Source organism: Serratia sp. Nf2, from assembly GCF_003028435.1.
Lineage (GTDB): Bacteria > Pseudomonadota > Gammaproteobacteria > Enterobacterales > Enterobacteriaceae > Serratia > Serratia marcescens_L.
Map to the genome: position 1 here is coordinate 1 of NZ_PYTW01000006.1, position 14023 is coordinate 14023.

At 59.6% G+C, this 14023-nt stretch carries 13 protein-coding genes and 2 pseudogenes; 8 read left to right on the forward strand and 7 right to left on the reverse strand.

Annotated features, from left to right (window positions below):
- The 5 genes and pseudogenes from C9411_RS14405 to C9411_RS26040 all read left to right on the forward strand — a co-directional run.
- Positions 1-869 (forward strand): RHS repeat domain-containing protein (locus C9411_RS14405; protein WP_233221912.1); only part of this gene is annotated, 869 nt, incomplete at its 5' end.
- Positions 870-1085: 216 nt separating this feature from the next.
- The gene (locus C9411_RS14410; RefSeq protein WP_107227318.1) at positions 1086-1352 is read left to right on the forward strand and encodes a hypothetical protein; all 267 of its coding nucleotides are present in this window, start codon (positions 1086-1088) and stop codon (positions 1350-1352) included.
- An 81-nt stretch (positions 1353-1433) separates the two neighbouring features.
- Positions 1434-1835: pseudogene (locus C9411_RS14415) on the forward strand (RHS repeat-associated core domain-containing protein); the annotation flags it as partial.
- A 351-nt stretch (positions 1836-2186) separates the two neighbouring features.
- Positions 2187-2414, forward strand: a complete 228-nt coding sequence (locus C9411_RS14420; protein WP_107227319.1) for a hypothetical protein — start codon at positions 2187-2189, stop codon at positions 2412-2414.
- A gap of 329 nt (positions 2415-2743) precedes the next feature.
- A pseudogene (locus C9411_RS26040) lies at positions 2744-2878 on the forward strand (transposase); the annotation flags it as partial.
- Positions 2879-2950: 72 nt separating this feature from the next.
- Here C9411_RS26040 and C9411_RS14430 read toward each other — a convergent pair.
- The 5 genes from C9411_RS14430 to cecR are packed head-to-tail and all read right to left on the reverse strand — an operon-like array spanning position 2951 to position 8669.
- Positions 2951-4057, reverse strand: a complete 1107-nt coding sequence (locus C9411_RS14430) for an ABC transporter permease (protein ID WP_063991148.1) — start codon at positions 4055-4057, stop codon at positions 2951-2953.
- A 12-nt stretch (positions 4058-4069) separates the two neighbouring features.
- Positions 4070-5224, reverse strand: coding sequence for an ABC transporter permease (locus C9411_RS14435; protein ID WP_107227321.1), 1155 nt, complete (start codon positions 5222-5224; stop codon positions 4070-4072).
- The gene (locus C9411_RS14440; RefSeq protein WP_107227322.1) at positions 5221-6957 is read right to left on the reverse strand and encodes an ATP-binding cassette domain-containing protein; all 1737 of its coding nucleotides are present in this window, start codon (positions 6955-6957) and stop codon (positions 5221-5223) included. Before C9411_RS14440 ends, C9411_RS14435 begins: the two co-directional genes overlap by 4 nt.
- Before the next feature lie 8 nt (positions 6958-6965).
- On the reverse strand, positions 6966-7952 hold the full coding sequence (hlyD, locus tag C9411_RS14445; protein WP_107227323.1) for a secretion protein HlyD: 987 nt from the start codon (positions 7950-7952) through the stop codon (positions 6966-6968).
- An 18-nt stretch (positions 7953-7970) separates the two neighbouring features.
- Positions 7971-8669 carry a transcriptional regulator CecR gene (gene cecR, locus C9411_RS14450; RefSeq protein ID WP_107227324.1) on the reverse strand — a complete coding sequence of 233 codons (699 nt, stop codon included), beginning with the start codon at positions 8667-8669 and terminating at the stop codon, positions 7971-7973.
- Between the two features lie 297 nt (positions 8670-8966).
- Between cecR and rhlE the strand changes: the two genes are divergently transcribed.
- From rhlE to dusC, 3 genes are all read left to right on the forward strand, one after another.
- Positions 8967-10328: an ATP-dependent RNA helicase RhlE gene (rhlE, locus tag C9411_RS14455; RefSeq protein ID WP_063991153.1), complete on the forward strand. Its 1362-nt coding sequence runs from the start codon at positions 8967-8969 to the stop codon at positions 10326-10328.
- Positions 10329-10442: 114 nt separating this feature from the next.
- The gene (locus C9411_RS14460) at positions 10443-11402 is read left to right on the forward strand and encodes a D-2-hydroxyacid dehydrogenase family protein (RefSeq protein ID WP_107227325.1); all 960 of its coding nucleotides are present in this window, start codon (positions 10443-10445) and stop codon (positions 11400-11402) included.
- Between the two features lie 84 nt (positions 11403-11486).
- Positions 11487-12419, forward strand: coding sequence for a tRNA dihydrouridine(16) synthase DusC (gene dusC / locus C9411_RS14465; protein ID WP_038879839.1), 933 nt, complete (start codon positions 11487-11489; stop codon positions 12417-12419).
- A 42-nt stretch (positions 12420-12461) separates the two neighbouring features.
- On the opposite strand, the gene C9411_RS14470 is transcribed toward dusC, so the two are convergent.
- Both C9411_RS14470 and fbpC read right to left on the reverse strand, forming a co-directional pair.
- Entirely contained in the window at positions 12462-12728 is a 267-nt protein-coding gene (locus C9411_RS14470) for a hypothetical protein (RefSeq protein ID WP_107227326.1), read from the reverse strand.
- Between the two features lie 246 nt (positions 12729-12974).
- Positions 12975-14021, reverse strand: a complete 1047-nt coding sequence (gene fbpC / locus C9411_RS14475; RefSeq protein ID WP_063991154.1) for a ferric ABC transporter ATP-binding protein — start codon at positions 14019-14021, stop codon at positions 12975-12977.
- Between the last annotated feature and the right edge of the window lie 2 nt (positions 14022-14023).

The window sequence follows — 14023 nt, forward strand, 5'->3', positions numbered from 1 at the left end:
GCAGCCCGCAGAGCGACATCGACGCGCACCTGCCGCTGGCGCCGATCGCCGATAACCGGCTGACGCACTGGCAAAAGCTGTTTTACCGTTACGACGCCTGGGGCAACCTGATCAGCCGGCGCAACGGCCTGTATGAACAGCACTACCGCTACGACGCCGACAATCGGCTGGTGCAGGCGCACGGCCGCGGCCCGCAGGGCGAGTTCGAAGCACAGTACCATTACGACGCACTGGGCCGCCGCAGCCGCAAGGCGGTGCGCTACAAGGGCAAAACCGAACAGACGACCCGTTTCCTGTGGCAGGGCTACCGGTTGCTGCAGGAGCAGCGCGACGACGGCAACCGCCGCAGCTGGAGCTACGATCCGGCCAGCCCGTGGAGCCCGCTGGCGGCGCTGGAGCAGGCGGGCGACAGCCGCTCGGCGGATATTTACTGGTATCACACCGATCTGAACAGCGCGCCGCTGGAAGTGACCGACGCCGCGGGCAACCTGTGCTGGTCCGGGCAATACGACACCTTCGGCAAGCTGCAGGGCCAGACGGTGGCCGGCGCGGCGAAGCGGCAGGGCGCGCAATATCAGCAGCCGCTGCGCTACGCCGGGCAATATCAGGACGACGAAAGCGGCCTGCACTACAACCTGTTCCGCTACTACGAACCCGAGGTGGGGCGTTTTACCACGCAGGATCCGATAGGGCTGCGCGGCGGGTTGAACCTGTATCAGTATGCGTCGAACCCGCTGATGTGGGTGGATCCGCTGGGGTTGACTGAGGTTACTGTTGGTCGCTGGATGGGACCGGCAGAATACGAAAAAATGGTTTCCACAGGTAAGGTTGTGCAAAGCAACCCATGTAGCATTACCTGCAAATATTGATGCGTTTGGAAAACAAGCTAAACCGGGTACTATGTACGTTGAATTCGAAGTGCCTGAACGATCTTTAATCAAGACCAATGAAGGTTGGGCAAAAATAGTTGGTCCTGACTCGTTGGAGGGGAGATTAGCCAAACGTAAGGGGCTACCAGTACCAGAAATGCCGACTGTGAAAAACATTGAGGTTAAGGCTCATAAAGCAGAATCAGGAATTTCAACATGCTCAAAAAAATAAGTGATTGGATCTTATCTAATAGCCATTATGAAGTTAAGTACAATGCTAATGATTTTACAGATAGTCTGGTTGTTGATATAGATGATGATACGAAGATTGCGCGTTTTACTGTGTGGGATGATGCATCTTGTATGTTGGAGAACATTGATGTTGAAACCGGGAACTATATAATTAATGAACGAAGAGAATTATCAGACGAGGAAACTGTAATAGAAGCATTTAAAGAGTTTGTATCATTGCTTAGAACTTAGTTATAAAGATTATTGATCTGAGTTTGATTTACTAATTTTAAATGCTCGTCTTTATGCACTGATGGACTATTAAATAACGATCCGGCGAGTCCGCTGGCGGCGCTGGAGCAGGCGGGCGACAGCCGCTCGGCGGATATTTACTGGTATCACACCGATCTGAACAGCGCACCGCTGGAAGTGACCGACGCGGCGGGCAACCTGTGCTGGTCCGGGCAATACGACACCTTCGGCAAGCTGCAGGGCCAGACGGTGGCCGGCGCGGCGAAGCGGCAGGGCGCGCAATATCAGCAGCCGCTGTGCTACGCCGGGCAATATCAGGACGACGAAAGCGGCCTGCACTACAACCTGTTCCGCTACTACGAGCCCGAGGTAGGGCGTTTCACCACGCAGGATCCGATAGGGCTGGAAGGCGGGTTGAACCTGTATCAGTATGCGCCGAACCCGCTGATGTGGGTGGATCCGTTTGGGCTAAGTTGCTCGCCATCAACGAAGTTGAACCGAAAGTTTAGGGCTTTAGAAAAAGCTCAAAAAACGGCAGTAAATACTCGACATCTACCTGATGGTCGCATTCGCTATTATGACAAAGAGGCATTAGCTAGAACTCAGGGGCCAACAAGAGGACGCTCCCATGTTACAGAATGGGATCCTAAAACAGGGAATGTAAGATCTTGGGAAGAGACTTATAATCATGCAGGAGAGGTCAATCGAGTTCATCCAAAAATGAAAGATGGTGACGTGTTAAACCTGCCCCATTATCCACCAACTAAGGCTGATATCGATGCAGGAATCGCAACTCCTTCAGGTAAAGCAACAGGAATAGGATGGTGATTTAATATGAATGAGATGAGAACGCTGTTTTTAAATGGATTGAACTGTCTTCTTGATGATAATTATAGTTCATCTAAAGTGGCGGACTACGCCTATAGATTTTATCTGGACTATGACATTCCTGACGAAGAACTCTCATATGTAGTAGATTATTTAAAAGGAATTGATTCTGGCCCGGAATTTGAAATGAGCAAAGATGAAGTAATATCTTTCATCAAGCTAAATCTGAAATGATAAATTGAAAACCGGAATGGTTAAAACCTACCCGGCTACAGTATATAGTACTAAACTGACTGAGTCCCTCTCCGTGTTAAAGACAAGTCATGAGGGGGAAGGTCGGACAAGGATAGAGGCATATGGCAGTGATATGAACACGTGGTAAATGTGAATCGCCACGGGTTTAACAGACACCTCAGAGTCATTTAAGATGACTTAAAGAGAGAGGTGCCTATGAGTGGTAAACGTTATCCTGAAGAGTTTAAAATATTTGATCAATATCTTGATTAGTTTCTCTCAGACGTGAGCCGTCACAGACTGTTAAATCAAGCTATAGTGAGCATAACCCCTTCAAACAGTCGTTTGCCAATAAGCTGAGAGGTTATGTCAATGGCATATTCGTGAGTCCCACGCATCGTCGGAGTACCAGCGTTCTGGAAGGGATAAATAATAAAGTTAAGGCGATAAAAAGAATGGCCTAGGGATACCGGGATAGCGATTACTTCTTTTTGAAAATCAAAGCAGCGTTTCCCGGTAAAGCGTTATGAACCTTTTTATGCGATTTTGCGGCGGAATAGCGCGTAGGCGGCGCTGCCAGTGGTGGCGGTGATCACCAGCAGCGGCCACAGGCTGTGCCAGATGATGCTGAAGCTGGCGTCCTTCAGGTAGATCTGCTTGGTGATGTCGGTGAAGTGGCGTATCGGGTTGACCCAGGTCAGATCCTGCAGCCACACCGGCATATTCTCCACCGGCGAGACGTAACCCGAGAGCAGGATTGCCGGCATCATGAACACGAACACGCCGATGAACGCCTGCTGCTGAGTGGCGCACAGCGACGAGATCAGCAGGCCGAAACCGACCAGCGACAGCCCGTAGATCAGCATGGTGGCATAGAACAGCAGCAGCGATCCGGCAAACGGGATCTGGTACAGGAAGATGCCGATCAGCAGCACGATGCTGGCCTGGAAGCTGGCGACGATCAGCGCCGGCACCGCCTTGCCGATAAAGATCTGCCAGGTGGTGAGCGGCGAGACCAGCAGCTGTTCCAGCGTGCCCTGTTCGCGTTCGCGCGCCACCGACAGCGAGGTGACGATCAGCACGCCGATGGTGGTGATCATGGCGATCAGCGACGGCACCACGAACCATTTGTAGTCCAGATTCGGGTTATACCAGTTGCGCACCACCAGCTCGCTGTTGTTGGGTTTGGCGCGGTTGCCGAGCAGCTCGTTCTGATATTCCTGCACGATCTGCTGCACGTAGTTGGCGGCGATCTGCGCGCTGTTGGAGTTGCGCCCGTCGAGCAGCAGCTGTAGCGGCGCGGTGTTGCCGGCGGCGATATCGCGCGAGAACTGCGCCGGGAAGCGGATCAGCAGCAGCGCTCGCTGGTTGTCGATGGTGGTCTTTATCTCCTGCGGGCTGCGCAGCAGCAGCACGTGTTGAAAGGCCTTGGCTTTGGCGAAGCGCTGGGTCAGCTCTACCGAGGCCTGGCCACTGTCCTCGCTGTAGACCGCGATGGTGGCGTTGGTAACTTCCAGCGTCGCGGCGAACGGGAACAACAGCACCTGCAGGATCACCGGCATGATTAAAATGGCGCGGGTTTGCGGATCGCGCAGCAGCGCCTGCATTTCCTTGATGATGAGCGTCAACAGACGATGAAACATCGCTCTTTCTCCTCAATCCAGCCGGCGCTGGGTTTTCCAGGCCGTCAGGCCGATGAACACTACGGCGGAAGCGATCAGGAACAGCAGATTGATCAGTAGCACGGTGCCGACGTTGCCCGCCAGGAACAGCGTTTGCAGCGTGCTGACGAAGTAGCGCGCCGGAATGATGTAGGTCACCGCGCGTACGATGGCCGGCATGCTGTCGATCTGGAAGATGAAGCCGGACAGCATGATCGACGGCAGGAAGGCGGCGTTCAGCGCCACCATCGCCGCATTGAACTGATTGCGGGTGAGGGTGGAGATCAGCAGGCCCATGCCGAGGGTGCTGGCGAGGAACAGGCTGCTGATCAGCAACAGGATCAGCAGGGAGCCGCGATAGGGCACGCCGAGCACCCACACCGCCACCGCCATGCACAGCGCCATGGCGGCCATGCCGAGGAAGTAATAAGGGATCAGTTTGGAGAGCAGCAGCTCGCTGCGCGTCACCTGGGTGGACAGCAGGGCCTCCATGGTGCCGCGCTCCCATTCGCGGGCGATCACCAGCGAGGTGAGGATGGCGCCGATCACCGTCATGATGATGGTGATGGCGCCGGGAATGATGTAGTGCCGGCTGATGGCCGCCGGGTTGAACCAGTAGCGCATCTGCACGTCAATCAGCGGTTTGTCGCTGTTGCCCCGATCGGTGGCGCGCTGCCGCTGCCAAATTTGCCATACGCCCTGGGCATAGCCCTGCACGAAGTTGGCGGTGTTCGGCTCGCTGCCGTCGGTGATGATCTGGATAGGGGCGCTGTCGTGCGGGCGCGCCATGCGCTGGTCGAAATCGACCGGGATCACCACCAGGCCGCGGATCGTGCCGGCCTGCATCTGCTGGATCAGCTGTTGGCGGTTGTCGCTGATGGTCGGTTCGATATAGGGGGAACCGGCGAACGCCTGGGCCAGATCGCGTGCGTCTTCGCTCTGTTGCTCCATCAGAATGCCCAGATGCAGCTTGCTGGAGTCCAGGTTGATGCCGTAGCCGAAGATAAACAGCAGCATCAGCGGGATGACGAAGGCGATCAGGCCGCTGCTGGGATCGCGCAGTATCTGCCGCGTTTCCTTCAGGCACAGCGCGCGCAGCCGGCGCCAGGAGAAGCCGCCGTCGTCGATTGGGATGCGGTTATTGCTCACCGTGATTCCTCCTCGTCGTAGCCCTGCACCAGCTCGATAAACGCCTGTTCCATCGAGGGGTTGGGATTGTCGTCGCGCGCCACCTGCTGTTTGAGATCGTCCGGCGTGCCGGCGGCGATGATCTTGCCGCGGTACACCAGGCCGATGCGGTCGCAGTATTCCGCCTCGTCCATAAAGTGGGTGGTCACCATCACCGTGACGCCCTTGTCGACCATGCCGTTGATGTGCAACCAGAACTCGCGCCGCGTCAGCGGATCGACGCCGGAAGTCGGTTCGTCGAGGAACAGGATATCCGGTTCGTGCATCAGCGCGCAGGCCAGCGCCAGGCGCTGTTTGAAGCCGAGCGGCAGCGCGTCCGGCGTCTGATCGAGGATCGGCGCGAAGTTGAAGGCGCGGGACATCTCGTCGATTTTGTCGCGCTGCGCCTTGCCGCTCAGGCCGTAGACGCCGGAGAAGAACTTCAGGTTCTGCGCCACCGTCAGGTTGCCGTACAGCGAGAATTTTTGCGCCATGTAGCCGAGGCGCTGGCGCGCCTGGCCGGAGCTGGTCTTGAGATCCATCCCCAGCACCAGCGCCTTACCGCTGGAGGGGATCAGCAGGCCGCACATCATTTTGAAGGTGGTGGACTTGCCGGCGCCGTTCGGCCCGAGCAGGCCGAAAATTTCGCCGCGCCGCACCTGGAAATCAACGTGATCGGTAGCGGCGAAGTCGCCGAATTTCTTGGTCAGTTGCACCGCTTCGATCACCGTTTCACCGCTTGCGCCGTTGACGGTCGGCATGATCTCCGCCAGCGCCGAGCGGTGGTGGGGGCCGCCGCCGAGCAGATCGATAAACGCATCCTCGAAACGCGGATCCGCTTCGTCCAGTTCGGCGTCCGGCAGATCCAGCGCCTGCAACAGCTGCCGGTGATCTTCGCCTTCCTTCAGGATCAGGCGCAGAGACTTGCCCTGGATCACCCCGTCGGTGACCGCCGGCAGGCAGATCGCCCGCTGCAGCAGCGATCGATGGCTGCCGGGGGGCGCGGCGATCAATACCGTGCGTCCGGCCATACGGCGGGTCAGCTCCTGCGGCGCGCCGCTGAACAGCAGCTCGCCCTCGTTGAGCAGCAGCACTTCGCGGCACTGCTCGGCCTCATCGAGATAAGAGGTGCTCCACAGGATCAACATGCCGTCGTTGGCCAGCTCGTGCACCATGCGCCACAGCTCGCGGCGCGAGATCGGATCGACGCCGACGCCCGGCTCATCCAGCAACAGCACCTGAGGTTCGCCCACCAGCGTGCAGGCCAGGCCGAGTTTCTGCTTCATGCCGCCGGACAGCTTGCCCGCCAGACGCTCGGTGAAGCGGGTCAGATCGGTGAATTTCAACAGCCGCTCGAAGGTCTGGCGGCGAAGATCGCCGGTGACGCCGCGCAGATCGGCGTACAGCGTCAGGTTCTCCATCACCGTCAGATCCTCATACAGCCCGAACTTCTGCGGCATGTAACCGAGGATCGCGTGCAGTTGACGATCCTGCGCGATCGGATCCAGCCCGGCGACCCGCAGTTTGCCGCTGCTGGGTTGCAACAGCCCGGCCAGCATGCGCAGCAGGGTGGTTTTGCCGGCGCCGTCCGGGCCGACCAGCCCAATGACCGCGCCGCTGCGCAGGGTGGTGGTCAGGCTGGCGACCGCCGGTTTCTCAAGCGACGGGAAGCGCTTCTCCAGCTCTTCCAGCTCAATGGTGTGCGCCTGTTCCATGGCCGGCCTCAGGGTTTGGCGAAGCGCAGGGTGACCGGCATGCCCTGGCGCAGCGCGTCGTCGGCGTCGGTGACGATCACCCGCAGGCGGTACACCAGATCGGTGCGCAGATCCGGCGTTTCAACGCTTTTCGGCGTGAATTCAGCGGTCGGCGAGACGAAACCGATCTTGCCGTGGTAAGGCTTGTCGGGGCGGCCGTCGGTGTAGATCTCCAGTTCGGTGCCGGGCACCGCCTGGTTCAGGCTGGTTTCGTTGACGTAGGCGCGCACCCACACCGGCCGGGTCAGCGACAGGGTGAAGACCGTGCCGCCGGCGCCGAGCATGGTGCCCGGCTCCACCGCGCGGGTCAGCACTGTGCCGGCGGAAGGGGAGACCAGCGTGGCATCTTGCAGGTTCAACTGCGCCTGCGCCAGCGCCGCCTCGCTCTGCGCCACGTCGGCCTTGGCCTGTTCGATTTCTTGCGGGCGGTTGCCGCTGCGGTATTGCGACAGCTTGTCCTTCGCCGCCTGCAGGTTGGCCTGCGCCTGATTGCGGGCGGTGCGCGCATCCTCCAGCGCGTCGGCGGAGGTGGCGTTTTTCGCCCACAGCCCCTGCTGGCGTTTCAGGAAGCTGTCGGCGTAGGCGAAGGCGGACTGGCGCTGCGCCATTTCCGACCGTACCTGGGCGATCTCTTCGCTGCGGTAGCCGGCCTGCAGCAGCGACAGTTTGGCGCGCGCGCTGCCGACGTTGGCTTCGGCCTGCTGCAGCGCGTTGCGGTAAGGGGCGTCGTCCAGCTTACCAAGCAGCTGGCCCGGCTGAACGGCATCGCCTTCATCCACCGTCAGCGACGCCAGGCGGCCGTCGACGCGAAAGCCGAGGTTTACCGTGCGGATGTCGACGTTGCCGTACAGCGTCAACGGCTTATCTTGCTGCTGTTGGTAATGCCATACCCCGTATGCGGCGGCCGCGATCAGCAAAATTAACAATACGATCAAGGCACTGCGTTTTTTGTTCATAACACTCCCTGCCTGAATTTACGCGCCATGACGTTGGCGCAGCCCGGTAACCAGAATCTCAATATGTTCGCTCAGCACGGCGCCGATCTGCGCCGCTTCGTCCTCGCCAATGGCTTGCCAGCCGGCCTGGCGGCGGATGGTTTCGCGCGCCACGCGGAACGACAGCACCTCGCCGATCAGCGCATGGGTATGCAACACGAGGCGGGTCGCCTGTTCGTCGATGCCGGTCGCGGCTGCCAGCAGGCGGCACAGCCGCGCGTGCATCGGCGCGATCACCTGGCTGTGGATCAGCGGGTAGGCCTCGGTCGGGGCGAGCTGTTCGCGCGACATGATTTTGCTCAGGTTCAGCGTGTGCGGCTGGGTCATCAGGTCGCTGAAAGCCAGCAGGCCACGCTGCAGCAAACGCAGCGCCGCGTCGGGTGAGCGCTGCGCGGCGGGCTGTTGCCAGAAGCGATCGACCTCGTCGGCCAGCGGGGCGAACGCCTGCTGGATGAAATCGGCGAGCGACTGCGCCACGGCCAGGTACAGCCCCTCTTTGGAGCTGAAGTAATAGGTGATGGCGGCGATATTCTGGCCGGCGCGCTGGGCGATGTCGCGGGTGGTGGCGCCCTGCAGGCCGCATTCGCCGAACAGTTCGGTCGCCGCGGCGAGCAGTTGCCGGCGCGTTTGCTCGCCGCGCGCTCGGCCGGCGGCCTGATGAGGGACGGAAGCTGGCATGGGTCACGCTCAAAGTTAATCAATCATATGATTAACTTTATGCCAGATTGCTTAAAACGCAACCGCTAATCACAATGAGTTATGTGATCGGCTTCAGACAATGCTGAATTTACGGCAGATTGTGCTCTGGGTGCGTAAAAGTGCTTTTTATTACGCGACTTCTGTTACAATCGCCGCCTGGTGCACTGCAGTTTGTGCCAATCCCTCGTGGTCATGCTTAATGCCCCGTCTGATCATCCTCCCAGGAAACTGCACCGAACACCGTTAGGTTAGGGGGGATCTGGAGTTTTTCTCTTTATGTCATTTGAAACCCTCGGCTTAAGTGCTGAAATTGTGCGCGCTGTTGAAGAACAGGGCTATCGCGAACCGACGCCAATTCAGCGTCAGGCTATCCCTGTCGTGCTGGAAGGTCGTGACCTGATGGCCAGCGCCCAGACCGGCACCGGTAAAACCGCCGGTTTTACCCTGCCGCTGTTGCAGCTGCTGAGCAAGCATGACCATCCGGTCAAGGGCCGTCGCCCGGTGCGCGCGCTGATCCTGACGCCAACCCGTGAGCTGGCGGCGCAGATCGGCGAAAACGTCGATGCCTACAGCAAACACCTGCGCCTGCGTTCGCTGGTGGTGTTTGGCGGCGTGAGCATCAACCCGCAGATGATGAAGCTGCGCGGCGGCGTCGATATCCTGGTGGCAACGCCGGGCCGTCTACTGGATCTGGAACATCAGAACGCGGTTGACCTGTCCAAAATCGAAATTCTGGTGCTGGACGAAGCGGACCGCATGCTGGACATGGGCTTTATCCACGACATCCGCCGCGTGCTGGCCAAGCTGCCGGCCAAGCGTCAGAACCTGCTGTTCTCCGCCACCTTCTCCGACGACATCAAGGCGCTGGCCAACAAGCTGCTGCACAACCCGGCTTCGGTAGAAGTGGCGCGCCGCAACACCGCGTCTGAGCAGATTGAACAGAGCGTGCATTTCGTCGACAAGAAGCGTAAGCGGGAACTGCTGTCGCAGATGATTGGCGAAGGCGACTGGAAACAGGTGCTGGTGTTTACCCGCACCAAGCACGGCGCCAACCACCTGGCGGAACAGCTGAACAAAGACGGCATCACCGCTGCGGCGATCCACGGCAACAAGAGCCAGGGCGCCCGTACCCGTGCGCTGGCCGACTTCAAAGACGGCCGCATCCGCGTGCTGGTGGCGACCGACATCGCGGCGCGCGGCCTGGATATCGACCAGCTGCCGCACGTGGTGAACTACGAGCTGCCTAACGTGCCGGAAGACTACGTACACCGTATCGGCCGTACCGGCCGCGCGGAGCGCACCGGCGAAGCTATCTCGCTGGTGTGCGTGGATGAGCACAAGCTGCTGCGCGACATCGAGCGTCTGCTGAAGCGTGAAATTCCACGTATCGCGTTGCCGGGCTACGAGCCGGATCCGACCATCAAGGCCGAGCCGATCATCAACGGCCGTCAGGGTGGCGGGCGCGGCAACGGCGGCGGTCAACGTTCCGGTAACGGCGGTGGTCAGCGCAGCGGCAACGCGAACGGTGGCCAACGTGAAAACCGCGGCAACGGTAACGCCCGCCCGCAGGGTGATGGCCAGCGCCGTTCCGGCGCGCCGGCTTCGCGTCGCCCACGCAGTCGCAAACCGGCTGAATAAGCCTGATTGCTCAAAGAGTAAGCCGCCGATACGGGCGGCTTTTTTTTTGCCTGGCGGAACGGCATTTTCGTACTAGGCTGGACGGTGGCTAACCCTACATTCCAGGAGACGGAGATGAAATTGAAGTGCGCAATTCTCGATGATTACCAGCAGGTGGCGCTCAAGATGGCGGACTGGTCGGCGCTGGCCGATCGGGTGGAGGTGTCCGCCATCAGCGCACACTTTACCGATGAGACGGAGCTGGCGGTGCATCTGCAGGAGTGCGACATTCTGGTCATCATGCGCGAGCGCACGCCGATGACCGCCTCGCTGCTGGCGCGGCTGCCGAAGCTGAAGCTGTTGATCACCTCCGGCATGCGCAACGCTTCTATCGATTTGGCCGCCGCCGCCGAGCGCGGCGTCGTGGTGTGCGGCACCAGCAGCGGGTCGGCGGCGCCGATGGAGCTGACCTGGGCGCTGCTGCTCGGGCTGGCGAAGCATATCGTGCCGGAAAGCGTCGGGCTGAAAAACAACGGCCCGTGGCAGCGGGATCTCGGCGTTACCCTGCAGGGGAAAACGCTGGGGTTGCTGGGGCTGGGCAAGATCGGCGGCCAGATGGCCCGGGTGGCGCAGGCGTACGGCATGCGGGTGTTGGCCTGGAGCCAGAACCTGACGGCGGAACGGGCGGCGCAGGAGGGGGCCCTACTGGCGCCGTCCAAACGGGCTTTGTTCGAGCAGAGCGATTTTGTCTCTATCCACCTGGTGCTGAGCGATCGCAGCCGCGGGTTGGTGGGGCGCGACGAATTGACGGCGATGAAGCCCACCGCTTACCTGATCAACACCTCGCGTGCGGCGATCGTCGATCGGGCGGCATTGGTGGACGTGCTGCAACAGCGGAAGATTGCCGGCGCCGGGCTGGATGTGTTCGAGACGGAGCCGTTGCCGGCCGACGATGCGTTTCGTCAGCTGCCCAACGTGCTGGCGACGCCGCATGTGGGTTACGTGGCGGACGACAACTACCGCGCCTACTTCACCGAGGCGGTCGAGGACATTGCGGCGTTCCTCGCCGGCCAACCGATCCGCCGGCTGGGCTGACGGCGCTTTTAATGCCCGCAGAGGCTTGTCTGGCGCGGGCATTCACCCGTATCATTGCGGGTCTTTTTTTAGCTGGGATTGGTCATGCGCGTATTATTGGCTCCGATGGAGGGCGTTCTCGATTCTTTGGTGCGTGAGTTGCTCACCGACGTGAACGACTACGATCTGTGCATCACCGAATTTTTGCGCGTGGTCGATCAGCTGCTGCCGGCCAAATCGTTCTACCGGCTGTGCCCGGAGCTGCGCCACGCCAGCCGTACGCCGTCGGGCACGCTGGTGCGCGTGCAGCTGCTGGGGCAGTACCCGCAGTGGCTGGCGGAGAACGCCGCGCGCGCGGTGGAATTGGGCTCTTACGGGGTCGATCTCAACTGCGGCTGCCCGTCCAAGCTGGTAAATGGCAGCGGCGGCGGGGCGACGCTGCTCAAAGATCCGGAGTTGATCTACCAGGGCGCCAAAGCGATGCGCGCGGCGGTGCCGGCCCATCTGCCGGTCACGGTGAAGGTGCGCCTGGGCTGGGACTCCTCCAGCCGCAGTTTTGAAATCGCCGATGCGGTGCAGCAGGCGGGCGCCAGCGAGCTGACGGTGCATGGCCGCACCAAAGAGGACGGCTACAAGGCGGATCGCATCAACTGGGCGGCGATCGGCGAGATCCGCCAACGGCTGAGCATCCCGGTGATCGCCAACGGCGAGATCTGGGATTACCAGAGCGCGCAGGATTGCCTGCAGGCGACCGGCTGCGACGCCATCATGCTGGGGCGCGGCGCGCTCAACGTGCCGAACCTGAGCCGGGTGGTGAAGTACAACGAACCGCGCATGCCCTGGCCGCAGGTGGTTGAGCTGCTGCAAAAATACGTCCATCTTGAAAAGCAGGGCGACACCGGCCTGTATCATGTGGCGCGTATCAAACAGTGGCTGGGCTATTTGCGCAAAGAATATGACGAAGCCACCGAACTGTTTAGCGAAATACGCGCGCTGACGACGTCAGGGGATATTGCGCGCGTCATCTGCCGTAGCTAAAAATAAACCCGCACGCGGCGGGTTTATTTTAAATCGGTATTATCAGGCGGCTTTGTCGAGACGGTTAAATTCTATCTCGATATCCTGAATGATTTTTTCCAGCCCTTCCAGGCAGGCGCCCTGTTTATTCAATAGGTCGTTAATGGCTTCGGCGAACGCCTTATTTTTGCATTCCCCCTGATCGAAGGCCAGCCAGTGTGCGGAGAGCGTCTCGGTATTCGCCTGCGCATAGTGGCGCATTTCCTTCAGCTGGGAAGCGACGTTGCGTAAATTATCCAGCTGCGCCTGTGCGTTTGCATTGTTGCTCATGAATTTCTCCTTGAGTTGGCCGTTAAATAATTTCGACTACGGGATTAAGCTTACCCCATCTAAATAAAAATATCACCCTTGGCGGCCCAGGTGGTTATTTTTTAATGAATGCGGATATATTTATTTTCTCGGTTGAACAAGGACTTGGGGTGAATTGTAAAAATAGATAAATACGTTTTTTTGACGGTTATTTCCGGCCATTCCATGCGGAATGGCCGTTATTCTAACGCTTAAGAGTGATGCTTATTATGCCGCGTCCGCCAGCATAAACATGCCGTAGGGGTGAATTTCCAGATAATACTGTTCGCCGACGTTGGGCTGCAGGCGAGTGGCGTTAACCTGCAGCAAAATCTGCTGCCCATGCCACGCCACCGTCACTTCATACTGCGGCCCCATGTAGGCGACATGCTGGATCACGCAGCGCTGGCTTTCCTCGCCGTGCTCGCTCAGCGTGATCGCTTCCGGCCGCACGCCCACCGTGCCGGCGCCTTCGGTGGCAAAGTGCGCGGGGCGCGGCAGGCGATAGCCGCTGATATCGACATAGTCCGCGCTGAAGCTGGCCGGGAACAGGTTGGCGTCCCCCATAAAGCTCGCCATAAAGCGCGACGCCGGCTGCCGATAGAGATCCTGCGGCGAACCCATCTGCATGATATGCCCTTTGTTCATCACCAGCACGGTGTCTGAGACCGCGAAAGCCTCACTCTGATCGTGGGTAACATACAGCGATGTGATATCAAACTGCTTTTGCAGCTCGCGGATTTTTTCGCGCATGCTGCGGCGCAGGTTGGCGTCGAGGTTGCTCAACGGCTCGTCGAACAGCAGCACTTTCGGCTTGAGGATCAGCGCGCGCGCCAGCGCCACGCGCTGTTGCTGGCCGCCGGAGATCTGATCGACATAGCGATCGCCGAACCCCGCCAGGTCCACCATCGCCAGCGCTTCCTGCACGCGCGCTTTCACTTCGGCGCGCGGGATGCCGAGCATCTTCAGCCCATAGCCGACGTTTTCCCCCAGCGACATGTGCGGGAACAGGGCATAAGACTGAAACACCATGCAGATGTCACGTTGCTGAATGGAACGATGGGTAACGTCTTCGCCATCAATGAATATCTGCCCGTCGCTCGGCTTTTCCAGCCCGGCGACCAGGCGCAAAATGGTGGTCTTGCCGCAGCCGGAAGGGCCGAGCAGCGTCACCATTTGCCCTCGTGGGATAGTGAGCGTGATGTTATCGATCACCGTGTTGCTGCCGAACCGTTTGGAGACGTTGCGCAGTTCAACGAAATTTTTCTGGCTCATCA

What these genes read in the sequence shown, in the direction of transcription:
- C9411_RS14410 (WP_107227318.1), top strand. Translation starts at nt 1,086, where the DNA reads ATGCTCAAAAAAATAAGTGATTGGATCTTATCTAATAGCCATTATGAA.
- C9411_RS14420 (WP_107227319.1), top strand. Translation starts at nt 2,187, where the DNA reads ATGAATGAGATGAGAACGCTGTTTTTAAATGGATTGAACTGTCTTCTT.
- C9411_RS14430 (WP_063991148.1), bottom strand. Translation starts at nt 4,057, where the DNA reads ATGTTTCATCGTCTGTTGACGCTCATCATCAAGGAAATGCAGGCGCTG.
- C9411_RS14440 (WP_107227322.1), bottom strand. Translation starts at nt 6,957, where the DNA reads ATGGAACAGGCGCACACCATTGAGCTGGAAGAGCTGGAGAAGCGCTTC.
- hlyD (WP_107227323.1), bottom strand. Translation starts at nt 7,952, where the DNA reads ATGAACAAAAAACGCAGTGCCTTGATCGTATTGTTAATTTTGCTGATC.
- cecR (WP_107227324.1), bottom strand. Translation starts at nt 8,669, where the DNA reads ATGCCAGCTTCCGTCCCTCATCAGGCCGCCGGCCGAGCGCGCGGCGAG.
- rhlE (WP_063991153.1), top strand. Translation starts at nt 8,967, where the DNA reads ATGTCATTTGAAACCCTCGGCTTAAGTGCTGAAATTGTGCGCGCTGTT.
- C9411_RS14460 (WP_107227325.1), top strand. Translation starts at nt 10,443, where the DNA reads ATGAAATTGAAGTGCGCAATTCTCGATGATTACCAGCAGGTGGCGCTC.
- dusC (WP_038879839.1), top strand. Translation starts at nt 11,487, where the DNA reads ATGCGCGTATTATTGGCTCCGATGGAGGGCGTTCTCGATTCTTTGGTG.
- C9411_RS14470 (WP_107227326.1), bottom strand. Translation starts at nt 12,728, where the DNA reads ATGAGCAACAATGCAAACGCACAGGCGCAGCTGGATAATTTACGCAAC.
- fbpC (WP_063991154.1), bottom strand. Translation starts at nt 14,021, where the DNA reads ATGAGCCAGAAAAATTTCGTTGAACTGCGCAACGTCTCCAAACGGTTC.